Consider the following 18,530-nt stretch of genomic DNA (forward strand, 5'->3'; position numbering starts at 1 on the left):
GGTAGGGAAGGAGGCCTTCGCTACGTCACCGACGTGATTCCCGCCAGTCGCGACGTGGCCGGTGGGGGCTCACAACATTCCGTGAAGGCCTCCTTGAGGGACCCAGAGTCCCTCAAGGAGGCCTTCACGGACTCGCGGACCGTCAGGACTCGCCGAGGTAGGCGGCGTGCAGGGTGCCGGGGGAGTCCAGCAGGCTCTGCGCGGACCCCGCGTAGGTGACCCGCCCCGAAGAAACCACCAGAGCGTCACTCGCCACTCCGAGCGCGAGGTGCGTGAACTGCTCGACCAGCAGGATCGCCGCCCCCTCCTCGGCGAACCGGGTCACCATCGGCAGCAGCCGGGTGAACACCACCGGCGCGAGTCCCAGCGACATCTCGTCGATCAGCAGGAACGACGGCCGCGCGGCGAAGGCGCGGGCCAGCACCACCATCTGCTGTTCGCCCCCACTGAGCAGGGCGGCAGGCGAATCGCGGCGTTTCTCCAGCTCGGGGAACAGCTCGAACAGTTCGTCGGCTCGCGCACGGGTGCGCGCGGTCAGCATCAGGTTCTCCGTCACCGTCAGCCCGCCGAACACCGCGCGCCCCTGCTCGATATGCGCCAGACCCCGCCGGGCACGGGAGACCCGCGACTGTTTCGTGATCTCGTCCGGTCCGATGTGGACGGTCCCCGACGCGACGGGCACCACGCCGGAGACGGCCTCGAGCAGGCTGGTCTTCCCGGCACCGTTGGGGCCGACGAGCGCGGTGATCCGGCCCGGTTCCAGCGTCAGGTCGACGTCGGAGATCACCGGCCCGGCACCGCGGGTGACCGTCAGCCCCGCTATCCGCAACGCGTTCACAGCATCTCCGTTTCGCCCATGTACGCCTTGAGCACTGCCGGATCCGCGAGCACCTCGGCCTGCGGGCCGGAGGCCAGCACACTGCCGAAGTCGAGCACGGTGATCGTGTCGCAGACCGAACGCACCAGGTCGAGGTCGTGCTCGATGAGCAGCACCGACACCCCGAATCGCGCGGGAACCTGCCGCAACCGTTCCCCGAACGCGACGTGCTCTTCGTGCGGGAGCCCCGCGGCCGGCTCGTCGAGCAGCAGGACCCGCGGCCGCGCGAGCAGATGCCCGACGACCTCGACCAGCCGGCGCGCGCCGACGTCCACTTGCGACAGTGGGGTGCGAGCGGCGGGACAGCCGAAGAAGTCCAGGGCCTCGCCGATCTCGTCGGCGGTGAGCCGACGGCGGGCGAGGAACTTCAGGTACGCCCCGACAGTCAGTCCCGGCGGGACGCGGTCCTGCTGGAACGTCCGGCGCAGTCCCGCGCGGGCCCGGTTCGACGGTGACCCCGTCAGAGGTTTGCCGCCCAGTTCCACCGAACCCTCGGCGTTCGGCAGGAAACCGCTGATCGCGTCGACCAGTGTCGACTTGCCCGCGCCGTTGGGGCCGATGACACCGAGCACCCCGTGTTCCGGCACCGCGATGTCCACTGAGGACAGTGCGGCCACGTGTCCGAAGTTCACGCTCAGCCCGCGCACGGTGAGCACCGGCGGGCCAGGCGCCTTGGGCTCGATCTCCGTGGTCCCGGCGGCGAGGTCGAGTTTCGCGGGTTCCTTCTTCGATCGCCGGTACCACACCTGCCGCACCGTGGTGCCCAGGTTCCCGCCGCTGGCCAGCGCCTGGACGCCGAGCACGCCGAACACCACGAATCCCCAGTCCTGCGGGATTCCCCAGCGCTTCAGCAGTTCCGGCACCCCGACCCACAGCACCGCGCCGAACACGGCCATGTCGATCAGATGCGCGCCCGACATGATCGCCAGCACGTACAGCGCCAGCGACTGGATCGCGGTGAAGCTGGCCGGGAACGCGAGCCCGACCTGCCCGGTGAGCAGGCCGCCGCTGATCCCGCCGAGGGTGGCGCTCACCGCGAACGCGGTCAGCTTCGACGTCCGCACGCTCGTGCCCGCCGCCGCCGCCCCACGTTCGGAGAACGCCACCGCCTGCCACGCGCTGCCCCAGCGCCCGCGGCGCAGGAAGTACACGGCCAGGCAGCACAGCACCAGCACCACGATCGCGAGCTGGAAGTAGCTCCGGTCGTCGGAGAAGGCGTCCGGCCGTTCGACCGAGATCCCGCCCGAGACACCGGGGAACTGGAGCTGGACCAGCGCGAGGTCCGCCGCGGCGGCGAGTCCCAGCGTGACGACGGCGAGGTTGATCCCGCGCAGCCGCAACGCCGGGAGCCCGACGAGCACGCCCACCACCCCGGCGGCGAGACCGCCGAGGACCAGCCAGGTGAGGAATCCGCCGGGCGCCTGCGCCTCGTTCAGCGCCGACACCACCCAGGCGCCGACGGCGCCGAAGGTCAGCTGGCACAGGGAGATCATCCCCGCGCTGCCGGTCACCACGCCCAGTCCGAGCAGTGAGATCCCGGCGACGACGGCACTCATGCCCAGGTAGACGAAGTACCCGTCGAGCCCGACACTCAGGCCGTAGCCCACCGCGATCGCCGCGATGGCGACCACGAACGGGATCCCGGTGCGTATCCCGCGTTCAGCGAGCCGCATCCCACACCTCCTTGCGCTGCGACCACAGCAGCAGCGCGACGATCACGACGAACGGCAGGAAATACCGCACCACCGAAAGGCCGTCGACCTGAGCGGCCGCGCCCTGGATCAGGCCGAGGCCCAGCCCGCCCGCGACCGCGAGATCCAGCCGGCGGAACCCACCGAGCAGGGCCGCCGCGGCCGCGGGGACGACCAGCATCGCCAGCGACGTCGCGTCGTTGGACTGCGACGGCGCGACGATGGAGATGACCAGCGTGCTGACCACCCCGGTGACCGCCCAGACCGCCACGCTGAGCCGTTTCGCCGGGATGCCCAGCAGCTCGGCCGTCGTCGGGCGTTCGGACAGCGCCCTGAGCTGGACACCCGCCGGGGTCCTGCTCAGCACCAGCCTGCTGGCCAGCGCCACCAGTACCGCCAGCGCGACGGTGACCACGGTGACCTGGCTGATCACCACGCCGCCGACGGTGACCGCCGGGCCGTCGAGGATCGGGTGGAACGGCTGCGGTTTGTTGCCGAACAGGATGAACGACAACGAGATCAGCAGGAGCAGCACCGCGACGGTGACCGCCGAGCGGGTGCCGGTGTCCGCCTCGGCGAGCCAGGTGGACACGATCCAGCCGAGCAGCGCGCTGAGCAGCCCGCCGAGCAGGATCCCCGCGACGGTGGCGAGCCACATCGGCAGGCCCAGATCGACGGCCAGGAACACCGCCACGTAACAGCCGAACATCCCGGTGGCCGACTGGGCGAAGTTCACCACCCGCACCAGCCGCGACATCAGCGTCAGGCACACCGCCAACACCGCGTACAGTCCGCCGGCGGCCAGGCCTGCCAGCGCTCCCTGCAGCATCGTTTCCTCCAGTTACTTCTTGGGGATCCGCAGCCAGTCGTCGGCGACGAGCTCCCACTTGTTGGTGCCCGAGGCGAGCTTGATCGGCCAGCCCGCGGTGTTGTCGTGGTGGGTCTGGCCCGGTCCGAAGACGTACGGCGTGCCGACCATCGGATCGGTGATCGGCTTCATCTCGCGCAGCGCCTTGGTCACCGACTCGCGGGTGACGTCGCCCTTGATCCCCTTGGCGACTTCCAGGAAGTACTTCGCCGCCAGGTAGCCGCCCTGGCTGAACGAGGTCAGCGGGATGTTGTTCTTGGTCATCAGCTCGCGCCAGTCCTTGTTCTGCGGGCTGGTCGAGTCGGTGAACGGGTAGAACTCCGCGGGCACGTACACCCCGGCGCCGGCGTTGGTGATGGCCTTGGCGTAGTTCTCGCTGTAGACGCTGGTCAGCAGCAACCAGGTGACGTCGTTCCAGCCCTGCGCCGCGGCGGCCTTGAGCTGCCCGATGGAGTCCGGCTCGACCGGGTTCACCGTGATCGCCTTGCACCCGGCGTTGCGGGCCTTGACGATGTAGGAGGTGTAGTCGGAACCGCCGTAGGGCACGGTCGCGTCGAGGTACTTGAGCTTCTTGCCGGTGATGGCCGACCACTCGTCGATGGCCGCCTGGTACGACGGCAGCGTGTTGCCCGCGATCTCCAGCAGCGCGCAGATGTCGTTCAGCTTCAGCGTTTCCGAGCCGTAGAGCAGGGTCAGCGTCATGTCGTGGTACGGACCGACGTTGGCCGGGGCGATGTTGGGGCTGGTGAAACACGCCGGGTCGACGCCGATGCCCTGGATCGACAGGATCTTCTGCTGCTCGTAGTACTTGTTGTTGATCTCGCACTCGATGAGGCTGGACGAGCCGACCAGCGCGACCGCTTCGTCGCGGCCGACGACCTCACGGGCGGCCGCCGCCGCGGCGGCCGGGTCACCCTTGTCGTCGAGAGCCTTGTACTCGATCTGTCTTCCGTTCACGCCGCCGCTCGCGTTGGCCGCGTCGAAGACCGCCTTGGCGGCCTGGGAGGCTTCGGGGAAGGTGGCCGCGCCACTGAGCGCGTTGACCGAGCCGACCTTGATCGGGCCGCTCGAACCGCTTTCGGCTCCGGCGCAGCCCGCCGTGGCGAGCAGGACGGCGGCTGCGAGGGCGACCAGGCGTCGCGCGGGCTTCACCGGTTCTCCGACGCGTTCATGGCCTTGACGACGGGCGCGGAGTCGACGATCTGCTCGAACGAGGCGAGCTTGCCGCCGTCGAACTTCCACACGTGCGCGACGCGGGCGGTGAAGGAGCGACCGGTCTCCCGGTGCGTGCCCTGGTAGGTGCCGATACCGATCACCGTGTCACCCGCGTCGGCCAGCTCGCCGAGGGCGAAACCGTAGCCGTCCCAGTCGTTCGCGATCGCGCCGAAGACTTTTTCCTTGACCTCGTCCGGACCGGTGTAGGTGCCGGCGTAAGGGAAACCGGCGGCCTCCGTCCAGGTGGTCTCGGGACCGAGCGGGGCCAGCATGCCCGCCAGATCGCCCCGGTCGCTCGCGGCGTAGTGCGCGGCGATGATGTCTGAATTGGACACTTGGGCTCCTTAGACCGGTTGCGCGTCGGGATAAGAGACGGCGCCGAGCGGGTAGATGTGCCCGCCCGCGCGGGAATGTTCCGACCGGCCGTCGCCGGTCAGGCCGAGGAAGACTCCGGTGGTCTTCAGTGCGTAGCCGAGGTCGTGCAACCACACGCTGGCCACGGCGATGCGGAATTCGCGGAAGCAGAACAGGTAGAGCCCGTCCTGGAACTTCCAGACCGTCGACAGGTCCATGTCCCCGTGGCCGCGCTGCACGCCTTCGAGGCATTGCCAGGCATAGCGCTGCGAAGACACGTACACGTGCTCGTAAAGGTGTTCCGGGCTGTAGCGGTAGACGTTGCGCTTGCCGATCAGGTCACGCGACGGTCCCGGTACCTCACCGGTCGGTGTGCCCGCGTCGGTGGTGCCGGACCAGAACGTCTGGGAGACACGGGGAACTCCCTCGACGTCTTCGGCGCCGATCACCGAGCGCACGGCGAGCGCGCGATGCGTCGTCGTGGAGAAGACGACGGTGAGCGCTTCACCTTCCACGCTGGCGTGGGGGAGATTCACGAAGAAGACGTCTTCCCGGACGGCGACCGCGTCGTACGGATCCTTGATGCCGTTGCAGGTGACGGTTTCCGCGTCCTCGAACCGCAGCGCGAGCGTCGTCCCGTCGTCGAGGGTGACGGTGAGCTCGCGTCCCGACAGGTCCGCGTTCGGCAGGCGGTAGGTGGCTATTCCGGCGGCGAACTCGTCATAGGTACGCCACTGTTCCTCGGGTGCATCGGACATGCGGTCATCGTTCAGGCGACCACCGGGGGAGGGCCAGCTGTCACGCGCTGGGCGGCAACAACCGCTCGCTCACGGTCAAGCCGCGCCGCAGTTCGCTCGGCGAGCAGCCGAATTCCGTCTTGAACACCCGGCTGAAATGCGGCGCGTCGACGAAACCCCACTTCGCCGCGATGGCGGCGACCGGCCGGGAAGCGTGCACGGGGTCCAGTAATTCACGGCGGCAGTGTTCCAGGCGGCGGGTGCGGATCCAGCCCGAGACGGTCGTGCCCTGTTCGTGGAAGAGGCCGTGCAGATGCCGCGTGGAGATGTAGTGCTCGGCGGCGATCTGCGCCGGGCCGAGATCGGTGGAGGAGAGGTTCGTGTCGATGAAGGCGAGGACGCGCCGCATCAGCTCGTGGTGCGGCCCGGCGGTGGCACGGGCGAGGTCGAGTTCGCTGGCGAACAGCGTGGCGAGCAGATCGACCGCGGTATGCGCGAGCCGGACGCCTGCCGGTCCGCCGAGCTGGTCGAGGTTGCTGCCGAGCTGGGCGAGGAAGGGCACCACCACGTTGCCCATGCCGCGCTTGCCCGACATCGGGACCGCGGTCAGCTGGCCGACCAGGTCACGGGGGAGATCGATGAGCCGCTGCGGGAACATCACCACGAGCGTGCGGAAGTCCTCTTCGAACGCCAGGGAATACGGGCGGTGCGTGTCGTACAACGCCACGTCACCGGGGCGCAGCATCGCCTCGCGGTTGTCCTGGATCAGCAGCCCGGTCCCGGACAGGATCAGGCTCAGCTTGTAGTAGTGCCTGTCCGCCCTCGCGATGAGCTCGGGCGTCCGCTCGACCACGTGCGCCGACGCGGTCACCTCGGTCAGCTGGACGTCGTCGGCGCCGCACGAGCGGATGCGGCCGCGGAAGTGGTCGCGGTGTTCGCTCGTCACGTGCAGCGGCACGAAGGATTGCGACACCACCGTGCGGAAATCCGTGAAATCTCGCGCGACCGTGGTGGTGGTCGGGTCGGCGGTGGTCACGAGGTCACCTCGCAGCATCGGGGGGTGAATTTCATATACGATAAGCGATACGATGCTGCCGGGCAATGATCGCGACCAGGTCGTGTCCCGGTCAGTCGGCGAGGCGGAACAGGAGGGTCCGAGGGTCCACGTCGACGGGTACCACCTTGCCCGTTTCGTAGCGGCCGACGTCCTCGGTGAGCACTCGCGCACTGAACGGAGTCACTCCCGGGCCGGTGACGACGAGATCGACGTCGTCCGTGGGAGTACTCACCTCGTCGACCCAGATCCGCTTGCTGGAAACGACTTCCGCCTTCGCGCGGACACCCGTCCGGTCGAGCGCGCGGTGGGTCTCGCGGGCCCTGGCGTTCTGCCGGAGGTGCGAGCCGACGGTGGCCAAGCCGCCGATCGTGAACACCGCGCCCATGGTGATGACGACCAGGCGGTCGTCATCACCGGGCTCGAAAGAAGTGCTGATCCAGAGCAGGCCCGGGCCGATCAGGACCAGCAAGGTCATGAAAAAGCCCATCAGGCACCCGATCATGGTGAACGCGGGCAGCTCCGGAGCTTCCTTGCCCTGGCGCTCCGGAGTGGTCACCGAGGGGAGGTTACTGGCCGGTTTCCGAAGCCGGTCCGGTAAAAATGCCCGCTTGTCCGCGGTTGTGCCGGGCCATCGCCGTGAAAGATCGCTTCGGCTCGAACCGGTACGGTGATTCCTCGTCGTGGTGCCGTTCCCGCAGTGTTTTCACCAGGCTGTACGACGCCATGTCGTAGTCGTACTCCGGCCGTGACGGATGATGCGGCAGGCCCGGCGCGATGAACGTGTACGCATGCGCGCCCTGGATCCCCGCCGCGCCGAACACGCGCAGCAGGCGCGTCAGGTGCCGGGCCTGTTCGTGCTCGTTCCGTACGTGGCCCGGCTTGATCCGGGGCGGCTCCTGGTCGCGGTCGACGATGTCCCAGCCCATCCCGCCCGCCTGAGCTGCGCCGGTGAAGGTGCACGCGCCGAATTCCAGCACCACCACGGGTTTGTTCCACCGCCGGTACGGGGCGAGGTCCTTTGTGTACTCCGCATCGGTGGCGAAGTACTGGTAGTAGTCGATTCCGACGATGTCGAAAAGGTTCCAGTCGATCTGCTCCGCGCCACCGATCGCGGCGTAGGTGATCCGGCCGCGGAAGTTCCGGCGGACGACGTCGGCCGCCCGGGCGAGGAAGTCGGACAGCCGTTCCATGATCTTGGGCCATTCCCCGGGCGGGATCTCGCCGATGTTCGCGATCCGTTCCTGGAAGGTCGCGCCCGGCACGATGCCCGGGGTGAAGAGGAGATGCTCGCAGCCGGCGACGAATTTGACGTCGGCGCCGTCGCGCTGCCGTTCGGCCTGCCGCGCGGATTCGGCCATGTGCTCCAGGACCTCGTCCTGCGGATGGTCGTAGAGCCTCGGCTGGACGTACACCTCCATCCCGCGTCCCAGCGCGGCGGCCGTCGTTTCGGTGAGCCTGCCGATCTCGGTGCCGAACGCGGTGATGGAGGGGCAGTGCAGGCCGTCGGCGATCACCCGGATCTCCTGCTCCAGTCGGCGGCGGCTCCAGCGCGCCCGGCTCAGCGGTTCGCCCGCGGCGTGCAGGACCCCGGTGTCGTAGGCGACCCCTCCTCGTAGCCGGTGCGGGCCGCCTGCCGCCGCCTCGGCCACGCCCCCGCCGAGGCCCGCGACCGCCACCGCTCCCGCGACGGATTTCAGGAACGTCTTGCGAGTGATCACGACTTCCCCCTTGCTAGTTGCTCAACTAGGCTACTGTTCATGCAACCAGAAAATGAGCCGAGCGACCAGGGGAGGCGTTCGTTCATCGAGGAGGCCCGGCGCGGGCAGATCGTTTCGGCGGCCATCGAGACCATCGCGGAGATCGGCTACGCGAAGGCGTCCTTCGTGCAGATCGCGCGGCGGGCGGGGATCAGCCCGGGACTGATCACGTACCACTTCGCCAAGCGTGAAGAACTGATGAAGCAGGTCATGCAGACCGTGCACACCTCGATGGACAAGGCGCTGAGCGCGCGGGCCGAGGGGGCCGGGAGTCACGCCGCCGCCGTGCGCTCCTTGATCGAGGGCTTCGTGTTCTATTCCGCGGAGCGGCCGAAGGAGATCATGGCCATCGGCCAGATCGCTTCGGCGTCAAGGGACGCCGAGGCCGCGCGAAGCTGGTTCGAGCGGCAGAGCGCGAAGACGCTGGCCGAAATGGAGGACATGTTCCGCGAGGGACAGCGGCTGGGGGAGCTGCGGGAGTTCTCCCCGCGGGTGATGGCGGTGTCGATCATCGCCGCGATGGAGGCGGCCCCGGCCGAACTGCTGGCGAGGCCCGATACCGACGTCGCGACCTATGCGCGGGAGCTGGCCGACCTGTTCGTACGCGCCATGAGCCCGCCGGAGAGCGAGGCGAGGAATTCGTAGGAGCGGCCGAGTAGCCAGAGTTCCGGAACGTTGCTGCCGAGTAACGGGATCGCCTTCACTTCGGCGTCTTCTCGTGGGTTCAGATAGTCCCGGAGTTCGTCGAGCTGGGTGGCGAAGTCTTTGGTCCTTTGTGGACCGATGGCGGCGGAGGCCATTCGGTACTTTCTCGTGAGTGGTAAGTGGCCGTGATGCGAAAGCCACGTTCACAACCTTCAACGTTGCGAAAGTGGCTTTCACAACCCGCGCCGCGCTGATCAAGGTAACCAGATACCGGCCCACCAGAACCGTCTCCACCACTCACGAGTCAGGTGAGGGTGGCGGGAAGCGTTTCGAACCCGCGCAGGATCCGGGTCTGCCGCCGTCGCGCGCCGTCCAGCGGCCGCAGGCCGGGGAACCGCTCGAAGATCGACCGCAGCCCGATCTCCCCTTCCATCCTCGCCAGCGAAGCGCCGAGACAGTAATGCCGGCCGGCGCCGAACGACACGTGGTCCCGCGCGTTCGCCCGCTCGACGTCGAAAGCCGAAGGGGCGTCGAAGATCTCGGGATCGCGGTTGGCGCCGGCGAGCACCGTGCTGACGATCGAACCCCGGAGGATCGGCACCCCGCCGATCTCGGTGTCCCGCGCGCACAGCCTGCCGGTGAGCAGGACGGGCGGGTCGTAGCGGAGGACCTCGTCGACGGCGTTGCTCCACAGGTCCGGGTTCCCGCGCAGTTTCGCGAGCTGGTCCGGATGCCGGGTGAGCAGGGCGATGCCGTTGCCGAGCAGGTTGACGGTCGTTTCGAAGCCGGCCGCCAGCACCAGTCCCGCGGTGGCCTTGAGTTCCCGCTCGGTCAGGCCCACGCCATCCTCGCGGGCGGCGATCAGCTTGCTGAGCAGGTTGTCACCGGGATTCACCCGCAGCTTCTCCAGGTGCACGGTGAGCCAGGCGTCGAACTCGGCCAGGGTGGCCTCGACGGTGCGGAAGGTCCGCCACGGCAGCCCGAGGTCGAGACTCGGGGCCGCGGCGCCGCCCAGCGCGAGCACCCTGTCGCGTTCCTCCGGCGGGACACCGAGGATCTGGCTGATCACGGTGACCGGCAGGAGCCCGCAGTACCGCTCGATGAGGTCGACGGGGTTCGCCGGATCGAGGCCGTCGAGCAGTTCGTCGGCGATCGCCTGGGTGCGGCTCCGCAGTTGCTCGACCGCGCGGGCGGTGAAGACGCGGGTGACCAGCTTCCGGTAGCGGGTGTGATCGGGTGGCTCGCTCGCCAGCAGCGACGGCGGTTGGATCGGGTGGATCAGCCCGGACTCGGACCAGGCCACGAGCCGGTTGAGCACCGCGTTCTCCGGGACGAACCGCACTGTCTTGAACGCGTCGCTCGTGAGGATGTCCTTGCACGCGGAATGCCGCGTGGTCACGTGCCCGACCCGGGTGGTGGCGACCGCGCCGTGCGCGCGGATCTCGTCGAACAATCCGGTCAGGTCCGCTCCGCCGCTCGCCTCGACGGACAGCCTGCCCTGGAGGTCGCCGCGCCGCGCCGCGGCCCGCAGGGCGACCCGGGGGATCGCGTGGCCGAGGCTCCAGCGGGTGACCGGTTTGGCGATTTCCTCCGCCCGGCGCAGGAAGGTCCGTGCGGGAGCGGTCTTGAGTGCGAACATCAGGACTCCGTCCGTGCGGGTTCCTTCGAAGGTATCGGAACTACCCGTCAGTAGCCAGGCGCTCGTGACATCTGCGGAGCCGCGTTCCTCTCGGTAATGTTCTGCATCTCGGGCGGGCCGGGGGGTGTTTGTGGGCGGCTACGGGTTCGACATCGCGCTGGTCGCGGTGCTGGTGGTGCTCAACGCGGTGTTCGCGGGCAGCGAGATGGCGCTGATCTCGTTGCGTGAAGGGCAACTGCGGGCGTTGGAACGGGATGGCCGGGCGTCCGCCCGGACGCTGGTGCGGCTGGCGCGCGACCCGAATCGCTTCCTGGCGACGATCCAGATCGGCATCACGCTCGCCGGGTTCCTCGCCTCGGCGACGGCGGCGGTGTCCCTCGCGCAACCCTTGGTTCCCTTGCTGGGTTTCCTCGGCAACGCCGCCGGAGCGGTGGCCGTCGCGCTGGTGACCATGGTCCTCACGTTCCTGACCCTGGTGCTCGGCGAGCTGGCGCCGAAGCGGCTGGCCATGCAGAACGCGCTGAGGTGGGCGCTGCTGGTGGCACGTCCGCTGAACTTCCTGTCGGCGATCTCGCGGCCGGTGGTGTGGGCGCTGAGCGCGTCGACGAACTTCGTCGTGCGGGCGCTGGGCGGCCGGGCGGAGGCCGATCCGGACCAGATGTCGCCAGAGGAACTGCGGGAACTGGTCTCGGCGCAACGCGGCCTGAACGCCGAGCAGCGCATGATCATCAACGGCGCCTTGGAGATCCACGAACGACGGCTGCGGGAAGTGCTCGTCCCGCGCCGCGCGGTGCTGACGCTCGCGGCCGAACAGGACCTCGAATCGGCGCGACGGCAGCTGGCCGAGTCCGGGTTCTCCCGGGCGCCGGTCGCCCGCGGTGGGCATCTGGACGACGTCGTCGGCGTCGTGCGCCTGCGTGATCTGCTCGGCGACCACGAAGACCTCGCCGAGGTCGTCCGGCCGGCGGTGGTGTTCCCCGATTCGCTGCGGGTCTCGGACGCGCTGCGGAGTTTCAAGGCCGAGCGGGAGCAGATGGCGCTGGTGGTCGACGAGCACGGCGCCGTCGCGGGCATGGTCACGCTGGAGGATCTGCTGGAGGAGATAGTCGGCGAGATCTACGACGAGACCGACCGGGACGTGCTGGCCGTGCGCGACGGCAAGGACGGTTCCCTGGTGCTGCCCGGCACCTTCCCGGTGCACGACCTCGTCGACGTCGGCGTCGAACTGCGGGACGCGCCGCCGGGGGAGTACGCGACCATCGCGGGGCTGATCCTCGTGGTCCTCGGCCGGATCCCGGAGAAGCCGGGCGACCGGGTGGTGGTCTCGGGCTGGACGGCCGAAGTGCTCGGCGTCGAGCATCACGCGATCACGCGCGTGGCCCTGCACCGTGGAGCGAACGCGGTGCGGTGAGTTGCGCCGGGCGCGCCGGGTTGGCACCGTGCCCGGTGTCCCACCACGAAGAAAGGTGTTCCGATGCCGCAGGACCAGCCGGATTTGAAGCCTCGTTCGCGCGACGTGACCGACGGCCTGGAGCGCGCGGCGGCCCGCGGGATGCTCCGCGCGGTCGGGATGGACGACGACGACTTCGCCAAACCGCAGATCGGGGTGGCGTCCTCGTGGAACGAGATCACCCCGTGCAACCTGTCGCTCGACCGGCTGGCCAAGGCGGTCAAGAACGGGGTGCACGCGGGCGGTGGCTACCCGCTGGAGTTCGGCACGATCTCGGTGTCCGACGGCATTTCCATGGGGCACGAGGGCATGCACTTCTCGCTGGTCTCGCGGGAGGTGATCGCCGACTCGGTCGAGACGGTGATGATGGCCGAACGGCTGGACGGCTCCGTGCTGCTGGCGGGCTGTGACAAGTCGCTGCCGGGCATGCTCATGGCCGCGGCCCGGCTCGATCTCGCCTCCGTCTTCCTTTACGCGGGCTCGATCATGCCCGGTCAGGTGGACGGGCAGGACGTCACGATCATCGACGCCTTCGAGGCCGTCGGCGCCTGCCTCGCGGGCAAGATCACCCGCGCGGAGGTGGACAGGATCGAGCGCGCGATCTGCCCCGGCGAAGGCGCCTGCGGCGGGATGTACACCGCCAACACGATGGCGTCGGTGGCCGAGGCGCTCGGCATGTCGCTGCCCGGGTCGGCCGCCCCGCCCGCCGTCGACCGGCGCCGTGACGGTTTCGCCCACCGCTCGGGAGAAGCCGTCGTCGGCATGCTCCGCCAGGGCATCACCGCGCGGCAGATCATGACCATGGAGGCGTTCGAAAACGCGATCGCCGTCGTGATGGCGCTGGGCGGCTCGACCAACGCCGTCCTCCACCTGCTCGCGATCGCGCGCGAGGCGGAGGTCGACCTGCGCATCGACGACTTCAACCGCATCGGTGACAAGGTCCCGCACCTCGGGGACCTGAAGCCGTTCGGGAAGTACGTGATGAACGACGTCGACAAGGTCGGCGGCATCCCCGTGGTGATGAAGGCGCTGCTCGACGCCGGGCTCATGCACGGCGACGTGCTCACCGTGACCGGCAAGACCATGGCCGAGAACCTCGAAGGCATCGCGCCCGCCGGGGTCGACGGCGAGATCATCCGGCCGCTCGACCGCCCGATCCACAAGACCGGCGGGCTGACCATCCTCAAGGGATCGCTGGCGCCGGAAGGCGCGGTGGTGAAGTCGGCGGGCTTCGACGAATCGACGTTCACCGGCACCGCGCGGGTGTTCGACGGCGAACGGGCCGCCCTCGACGCGCTCGCCGAGGGCCGCATCGTCGCCGGGGACGTCGTCGTCATCCGCTACGAAGGTCCGAAGGGCGGCCCGGGCATGCGGGAAATGCTCGCCATCACCGGCGCGATCAAGGGCGCCGGACTCGGGAAGGACGTCCTGCTCATCACCGACGGCCGGTTCAGCGGCGGCACGACCGGCCTCTGCGTCGGCCACATCGCGCCGGAAGCCGTCGACGCCGGGCCGATCGCGTTCGTGCGCGACGGGGACCCGATCACGCTCGACGTCGCGAACCGGACCCTGGAGGTCGAGATCGACGACATCGGGGCACGCCGGGAAGGCTGGGCTCCCAGGCCTCCGGCGTACACGCGCGGTGTCCTCGGCAAGTACGCCAAGGTCGTCCAGAGCGCCGCGCACGGGGCTGTCTGCGAGTAAGGCGACCAAGGAGGGTTCCGTGTTGAATCAAGTCGTGAATAAATAACCACATGCGACGGTTCAGCACGGTCCTCTTCGGCACGCTCGCCGCTCTGCTCTTCGTGACAGGAACAGCCTCGGCCGTCCCACCGCAGGCACTGGACTGGTCGGCGCCCGGGGCCGACAGAACCTACGAGCCCGCTTTCGACTACGACGGCGACGGTTGTTATCCGACCCCGGCCATCGGCCGTGACGGCACCCTCGCGCCCGGGCTCGCGCTGGGCGGCGACGTCAACGGCCAGTGCCGCGACCTGTCCGATCTGGACAACACCAACGCGTACTCGCGGGTGAAGTGCAACAACGGCTGGTGCGCCTACCTGTACGCGCTCTACTTCGAGAAGGACCAGGCCGCGCTGGGCCCCGGGAGCGCCGGTCACCGGCACGACTGGGAGCACGTCGTCGTCTTGGTCCAGGGGGAGTGGGGCCAGTACGTGTCGACGTCGGCGCACGGCAAGTACACGACCCGCCAGCGCGACCAGGTCCCGTGGGACGAGACGGGCAAACATCCCAAGGTGATCTACCACAAGGACGGGATCAGCACGCACTGCTTCCGGCACGCGAACTTCGGCGAGGAGCCGGAAAACCACAAGAAGCAGTGGCAGTACCCGCCGCTGATCGGCTGGGACGGCTACCCGCCGGGCCTGCGCGACAAGCTGACCGGGCACGACTTCGGCAGCGCCCAGCTGGGGATCCGGGATTCGTCGTTCAACGGCGAACTCGCCAAGGCGAAACCGGCCGGGATCCCCTTCGACCCGAACGCTTGAGTCCGGTCACCGAACGCCGGGGGCTGAAGGGGCCCTTCACCGCATGCGACGCGGTGAAGGGCCCTTTCGTCGCGTCGCATGCGGGCAAAGTCCCCTTCAGCCCCCGAGGTGACCACCACGAACGGGTGATGCGTAGGCGGGATGGGCGCGAGTACGTAATTCACCCGATGTGCCCCGCTACCGCGGAGTAGCAGACTCGGCGGCCCGACGATTCCCGCTGCCCCGGAGGTCGACGATGACCGCGTCCCACGCTCCAGTCCGTCCCGCCCCGGCCCCCTCGGCCCCGGCCCGCTCCGCCGCCCTCGTGATCGCCCGCGTGGTCGTCGACAACATCCGGCACTCGCTGCCCGAGCACGCGCCGTTGTTCGACGCGCGCGCCGTCGAGTTCGTCGCGTTGGTGCTGGAGCACGACGGGATGAACTCCGCGCCGGGGATCGCCGTGGGCGCGGACGCCTTCCGGCAGGTCGGCGTCGCCGAGTACGCGGCCGGCAAGGAACTGGCCCGGCTCTCCCGCGCCTACCACTCGGCCGGCCGGGGCGCCCTGCCCGTGCTGGCCTCACTGTCACGGCAGCCGGGGGCCGGATCGGCCTTGATGGACACCGGTGTCGAGGCCCTGCTCCGCTGCGCCGACGTCCTGATCCGGTTGTCGACCGCCGCCTACCGCGCCGCGCACACGCCTTCGACGGCCGAGGTGCGCCGGGATCTGCTGAGGGAGATCTTGAGCGGCCGCCCGCCCGCGAAATGGGCGGGGCTCGCGGCCGCGGCGGGCTGGGTGCCGCCCGCGCGGGTGGTCGCCGTCGCCGCCGAGCCCGGCGCGGTCCGCGCCTCGTTCGGCCCGGAGGTGCTGGCGGACCTCACCGGCGAGTATCCGCACCTCCTCGTGCCCGACGACGTCGAGATCAGCGGCGTCCTGGCGGGCGCACGGGCGGCGGTCGGACCCGCGGTCGCACCGGCGGAAGCCGCGGCCTCGCTGCGATGGGCCCGCCGGACGCTGGAGCTCGTCCGGCGCGAGGTGATCGAGGACGGTCCCCTCGTGCGCTGGTCGGACCATCTGACCACCCATTGGCTGTTCGCCGACGAGGTGCTCACCTCGGCGCTCGTCACCCGCAGCCTGGCCCCGATCGCCGATCTGCCGTCGAACGAGCGCACCAAACTCGCCGAAACCCTCGACGCGATGCTCGCCGCCCGCGGCGGGGCACCCGAGATCGCGAACAACCTGGGCGTCCACCCGCAGACTGTCCGCAACCGCCTGCGCCGTCTCCGGGTCCTGTTCGGGACGCGGCTCGACGACCCGCAGGCGCGGCTGGACATGCGGATCGCCCTGCGCGCGGATCTGCTCGCCCCCGAGCAGGCCGGGGCCGCCACCCCGATCAGGGCGGCGTGAGGGTCAGGCCTGGTCCGCGGTCCGGGTCACCCAGGTGGCGACCTGGACCCGGTTCGAGTAGCCGAGTTTGGTCAGGATGTGGTCGATGTGGGTGTCCACCGTGCGGCGGGCGATGCCGAGCCGGTCGGCGATCTCCTGGTTCGTCAGTCCCTCGGCGACCACGTGCGCGATCTCGGTCTCGCGTTTGGTGAGCACTTGCGCGGCCTGCTTCGGCGGTTCGGGGGAGCGCTCTTCCAGCGCGTACGCGATGGCGTCGCCGATGGGCATCGCGGCGCCGTCGGCGAACTCCTTGATCGCGACCTCCCAGCCCAGCGCGGCGGTCACCGTGTCGGTGTCGGTCTGGAGCGGTTCGGTGAACGCCTCGTACCGCGTCGGCCAGGCACCCACCGTGCGCCAGACGTCCATCGCGGCGCCCTGCAGGATCGCGGCCCGGTTGGGACGCCCGGTGCGCGCCGCGCAGCCGGCCAGGACAGTGAGCGTGAACCCGACGACGACGCGGTCGTCGACCCTCTCGTGCAGGCGGAGGACCTGCTCGCAGCACCGGCTCGCGACGGCGAGATCCCCTTGCAGGTACTCGGCGGCGGCACGCGACCACAGCGCCCATCCCCGCCAGAAGACCTCACCCCGCCGCTCGCAGCGTTCGACGGCTTCGGCGAGCACCGCCCGGCCGTGGTCGATGTCGCCGTCCAGCCACACGGCCAGTCCGTGGTTGTAGCTCGCCCACAGGTCCGCGCCTTCGTCGCCGTGGGCGCGGAACAGGTCGATGGCCGTGCCGAACAGGCGCGACGCCTCGGGCATGTCGTTGCCGATCAGCGCGGCGTAGGCGCGGACGTGGAGGACGTACGCGGCGGCGAGTTCGTCGCCGCTCGCCTCGGCTTCGGCGGCCGCCCTGTCCAGCATGCACCGATGGGCGGGCATGTCTCCCTGCACCAGCGCCAGGAAACCGGAGAGCCAAAGCCCGTGCGCCCGTTCCGGTACGCCAGGGCCCGCGGCCTCGTCGAGCCGCCGGACCCACATCCGCCCTTCGGTGTTCAGCCCCCGGACGATCCAGAACTCCTTGACGTCGCGCAGCATCCGCAGGCCGACGACCGCGTCCTCGGGGGTGCCGGTGCAGTGGTCGAGGGCGACGCGCAGGTTCGCGTGCTCGCGCCGCCACCGGCCGATCCAGGCGAGCTGATCGGTCTCCAGCCACTCGGTGGCGTACCGGCCGGCGAGTTCGGCGAACCAGTCCCGGTGCCGTTTCCGCAGGTCCGCGGTCCCGCCCGTCTCGCGGAGCCGGTCGACGCCGTATTCGCGCACCGACTCCAGCATCCGGTACCGCACGCCGCCGGGATACTCCTCGCGCAGCAGGATGGACTTGTCGAGCAGCCCGTCGACGACTTCGAGGACGCGTTCACCCGGCAGTTCACCGCCGGAACAGACCTGCTCGGCGGCGTCGAGGTCGAAGCTGCCGGAGAACACCGACGCGCGCGCCCACAACAGCCGCTCGGGGCCCGTGCACAGGTCGTGGCTCCAGTCGATCAGGGCCCGCATGGTCTCGTGCCGCTCCGGCCGCCCGCGCCGGTCCTTCGTGAGCACGGAGAACTGCTTGTCGAGCCGGTCGGCCAGCTGGCGCAGGGACAACGCCCGCGCGCGGACGGCGGCCAGCTCGATGGCCAGCGGCAGCCCGTCGAGCCTGCGGCACAGCCGGATCAACGGTTCGGTGTCGGACTCGGTGAGCCGGAACGACGGCGCGACCGCGGTCGCGCGATCCACGAACAGCCGCACCGATTCGTCGTTCACCGCGCGTTCGAAGGAATCGCCTTGCTCCGGGATCGCCAGCGGCGGCACCGGCAGGACCCGTTCGCCCGCCACCCCGAGGGACTGCCTGCTCGTGGCCAGCACGGTCACCTGGGGGCAGGCCCTGACCACGGTGTCGGCGAACCAGGCGCAGCTGTCGACCAGATGCTCGCAATTGTCCAGTACCAGCAGCAACCGGCTCGCCTGAAGCGCTTCGACGACGACCTCGATGGCCGGTTTCGCGGAGCGGTCGCCGAAACCGAGGACGTTCGCCACGGTCGGCACCAGCAGCGCGGGTTCCCGAAGTTCGGCGAGTGACACGAACACGACCTCGTCGGCGGTCGCTTCCCGGTGGGCCGCCGCGACCCGCCACGCCAGTCTGGTCTTGCCCACGCCGCCCGGGCCGGTCAGCGTGACCAGCGAAGAGGCTTCGAGCAGGCGCCGCGCCTCGCCGGTCTCGACGTCGCGGCCCACGTAACTGGTCACTTCGGTGGGATCCGGCGACCACCCCGAAAGCGAGCCAGCTCCGTCCGCCATGCACTCTCCCGCGATTCACCCAGATCCGCGACC

16 protein-coding genes are annotated in these 18,530 nt (G+C 69.7%); 5 read left to right on the forward strand and 11 right to left on the reverse strand.

Going from position 1 to position 18,530, the window contains the following annotated elements:
- Window positions 1-142: 142 nt before the first annotated feature.
- The 9 genes from CFP71_RS16755 to CFP71_RS16795 all read right to left on the reverse strand — a co-directional run bounded on the left by CFP71_RS16755 (window position 143) and on the right by CFP71_RS16795 (window position 8,517).
- Entirely contained in the window at window positions 143-838 is a 696-nt protein-coding gene (locus CFP71_RS16755; RefSeq protein ID WP_093934785.1) for an ABC transporter ATP-binding protein, read from the reverse strand.
- The gene (locus CFP71_RS16760; protein ID WP_093934786.1) at window positions 835-2,550 is read right to left on the reverse strand and encodes a branched-chain amino acid ABC transporter ATP-binding protein/permease; all 1,716 of its coding nucleotides are present in this window, start codon (window positions 2,548-2,550) and stop codon (window positions 835-837) included. Before CFP71_RS16760 ends, CFP71_RS16755 begins: the two co-directional genes overlap by 4 nt.
- Window positions 2,537-3,397: an ABC transporter permease subunit gene (locus CFP71_RS16765; protein ID WP_093934787.1), complete on the reverse strand. Its 861-nt coding sequence runs from the start codon at window positions 3,395-3,397 to the stop codon at window positions 2,537-2,539. Before CFP71_RS16765 ends, CFP71_RS16760 begins: the two co-directional genes overlap by 14 nt.
- A 12-nt stretch (window positions 3,398-3,409) precedes the next feature.
- Window positions 3,410-4,588, reverse strand: a complete 1,179-nt coding sequence (locus CFP71_RS16770) for an ABC transporter substrate-binding protein (protein ID WP_093934788.1) — start codon at window positions 4,586-4,588, stop codon at window positions 3,410-3,412.
- Window positions 4,585-4,986, reverse strand: coding sequence for a nuclear transport factor 2 family protein (locus CFP71_RS16775; RefSeq protein ID WP_093934789.1), 402 nt, complete (start codon window positions 4,984-4,986; stop codon window positions 4,585-4,587). The genes CFP71_RS16770 and CFP71_RS16775 overlap by 4 nt, the downstream gene beginning before the upstream one ends.
- Window positions 4,987-4,995: 9 nt before the next feature.
- On the reverse strand, window positions 4,996-5,763 hold the full coding sequence (locus tag CFP71_RS16780) for a MoaF C-terminal domain-containing protein (RefSeq protein WP_093934790.1): 768 nt from the start codon (window positions 5,761-5,763) through the stop codon (window positions 4,996-4,998).
- A 40-nt stretch (window positions 5,764-5,803) separates the two neighbouring features.
- On the reverse strand, window positions 5,804-6,796 hold the full coding sequence (locus tag CFP71_RS16785; protein ID WP_093934791.1) for an AraC-like ligand-binding domain-containing protein: 993 nt from the start codon (window positions 6,794-6,796) through the stop codon (window positions 5,804-5,806).
- A 73-nt stretch (window positions 6,797-6,869) separates the two neighbouring features.
- Complete coding sequence (locus CFP71_RS16790; RefSeq protein ID WP_093934792.1) at window positions 6,870-7,355, reverse strand: hypothetical protein; 486 nt, start codon at window positions 7,353-7,355, stop codon at window positions 6,870-6,872.
- A gap of 10 nt (window positions 7,356-7,365) precedes the next feature.
- Window positions 7,366-8,517 carry a hypothetical protein gene (locus CFP71_RS16795; protein ID WP_093934793.1) on the reverse strand — a complete coding sequence of 384 codons (1,152 nt, stop codon included), beginning with the start codon at window positions 8,515-8,517 and terminating at the stop codon, window positions 7,366-7,368.
- Window positions 8,518-8,556: 39 nt separating this feature from the next.
- Between CFP71_RS16795 and CFP71_RS16800 the strand changes: the two genes are divergently transcribed.
- Window positions 8,557-9,201: a TetR/AcrR family transcriptional regulator gene (locus CFP71_RS16800; RefSeq protein ID WP_093934794.1), complete on the forward strand. Its 645-nt coding sequence runs from the start codon at window positions 8,557-8,559 to the stop codon at window positions 9,199-9,201.
- 304 nt (window positions 9,202-9,505) lie between these two features.
- Here CFP71_RS16800 and CFP71_RS16810 read toward each other — a convergent pair whose 3' ends face one another.
- The gene (locus CFP71_RS16810; RefSeq protein WP_093934796.1) at window positions 9,506-10,840 is read right to left on the reverse strand and encodes a cytochrome P450; all 1,335 of its coding nucleotides are present in this window, start codon (window positions 10,838-10,840) and stop codon (window positions 9,506-9,508) included.
- A 130-nt stretch (window positions 10,841-10,970) separates the two neighbouring features.
- Between CFP71_RS16810 and CFP71_RS16815 the strand changes: the two genes are divergently transcribed.
- The 4 genes from CFP71_RS16815 to CFP71_RS16830 all read left to right on the forward strand — a co-directional run bounded on the left by CFP71_RS16815 (window position 10,971) and on the right by CFP71_RS16830 (window position 16,181).
- On the forward strand, window positions 10,971-12,251 hold the full coding sequence (locus CFP71_RS16815; protein ID WP_093934797.1) for a hemolysin family protein: 1,281 nt from the start codon (window positions 10,971-10,973) through the stop codon (window positions 12,249-12,251).
- A gap of 63 nt (window positions 12,252-12,314) precedes the next feature.
- Window positions 12,315-13,994, forward strand: a complete 1,680-nt coding sequence (gene ilvD, locus CFP71_RS16820; protein ID WP_093934798.1) for a dihydroxy-acid dehydratase — start codon at window positions 12,315-12,317, stop codon at window positions 13,992-13,994.
- Window positions 13,995-14,044: 50 nt separating this feature from the next.
- On the forward strand, window positions 14,045-14,797 hold the full coding sequence (locus CFP71_RS16825; protein ID WP_093934799.1) for an NPP1 family protein: 753 nt from the start codon (window positions 14,045-14,047) through the stop codon (window positions 14,795-14,797).
- Window positions 14,798-15,032: 235 nt separating this feature from the next.
- Entirely contained in the window at window positions 15,033-16,181 is a 1,149-nt protein-coding gene (locus CFP71_RS16830) for a helix-turn-helix domain-containing protein (protein WP_093934800.1), read from the forward strand.
- Window positions 16,182-16,184: 3 nt separating this feature from the next.
- On the opposite strand, the gene CFP71_RS16835 is transcribed toward CFP71_RS16830, so the two are convergent.
- Window positions 16,185-18,497, reverse strand: coding sequence for a LuxR C-terminal-related transcriptional regulator (locus CFP71_RS16835; RefSeq protein WP_093934801.1), 2,313 nt, complete (start codon window positions 18,495-18,497; stop codon window positions 16,185-16,187).
- Window positions 18,498-18,530 lie beyond the last annotated feature (33 nt).

The organism is Amycolatopsis thailandensis (genome assembly GCF_002234405.1).
GTDB classification, from domain to species: Bacteria; Actinomycetota; Actinomycetes; order Mycobacteriales; family Pseudonocardiaceae; genus Amycolatopsis; species Amycolatopsis thailandensis.

Bases quoted from the DNA above. Each gene is read 5' to 3' on its own strand.
- ilvD (WP_093934798.1), top strand. From the start codon at position 12,315: ATGCCGCAGGACCAGCCGGATTTGAAGCCTCGTTCGCGCGACGTGACC.
- CFP71_RS16760 (WP_093934786.1), bottom strand. From the start codon at position 2,550: ATGCGGCTCGCTGAACGCGGGATACGCACCGGGATCCCGTTCGTGGTC.
- CFP71_RS16835 (WP_093934801.1), bottom strand. From the start codon at position 18,497: ATGGCGGACGGAGCTGGCTCGCTTTCGGGGTGGTCGCCGGATCCCACC.
- CFP71_RS16785 (WP_093934791.1), bottom strand. From the start codon at position 6,796: ATGCTGCGAGGTGACCTCGTGACCACCGCCGACCCGACCACCACCACG.
- CFP71_RS16800 (WP_093934794.1), top strand. From the start codon at position 8,557: ATGCAACCAGAAAATGAGCCGAGCGACCAGGGGAGGCGTTCGTTCATC.
- CFP71_RS16810 (WP_093934796.1), bottom strand. From the start codon at position 10,840: ATGTTCGCACTCAAGACCGCTCCCGCACGGACCTTCCTGCGCCGGGCG.
- CFP71_RS16765 (WP_093934787.1), bottom strand. From the start codon at position 3,397: ATGCTGCAGGGAGCGCTGGCAGGCCTGGCCGCCGGCGGACTGTACGCG.
- CFP71_RS16830 (WP_093934800.1), top strand. From the start codon at position 15,033: ATGACCGCGTCCCACGCTCCAGTCCGTCCCGCCCCGGCCCCCTCGGCC.
- CFP71_RS16780 (WP_093934790.1), bottom strand. From the start codon at position 5,763: ATGTCCGATGCACCCGAGGAACAGTGGCGTACCTATGACGAGTTCGCC.
- CFP71_RS16825 (WP_093934799.1), top strand. From the start codon at position 14,045: ATGCGACGGTTCAGCACGGTCCTCTTCGGCACGCTCGCCGCTCTGCTC.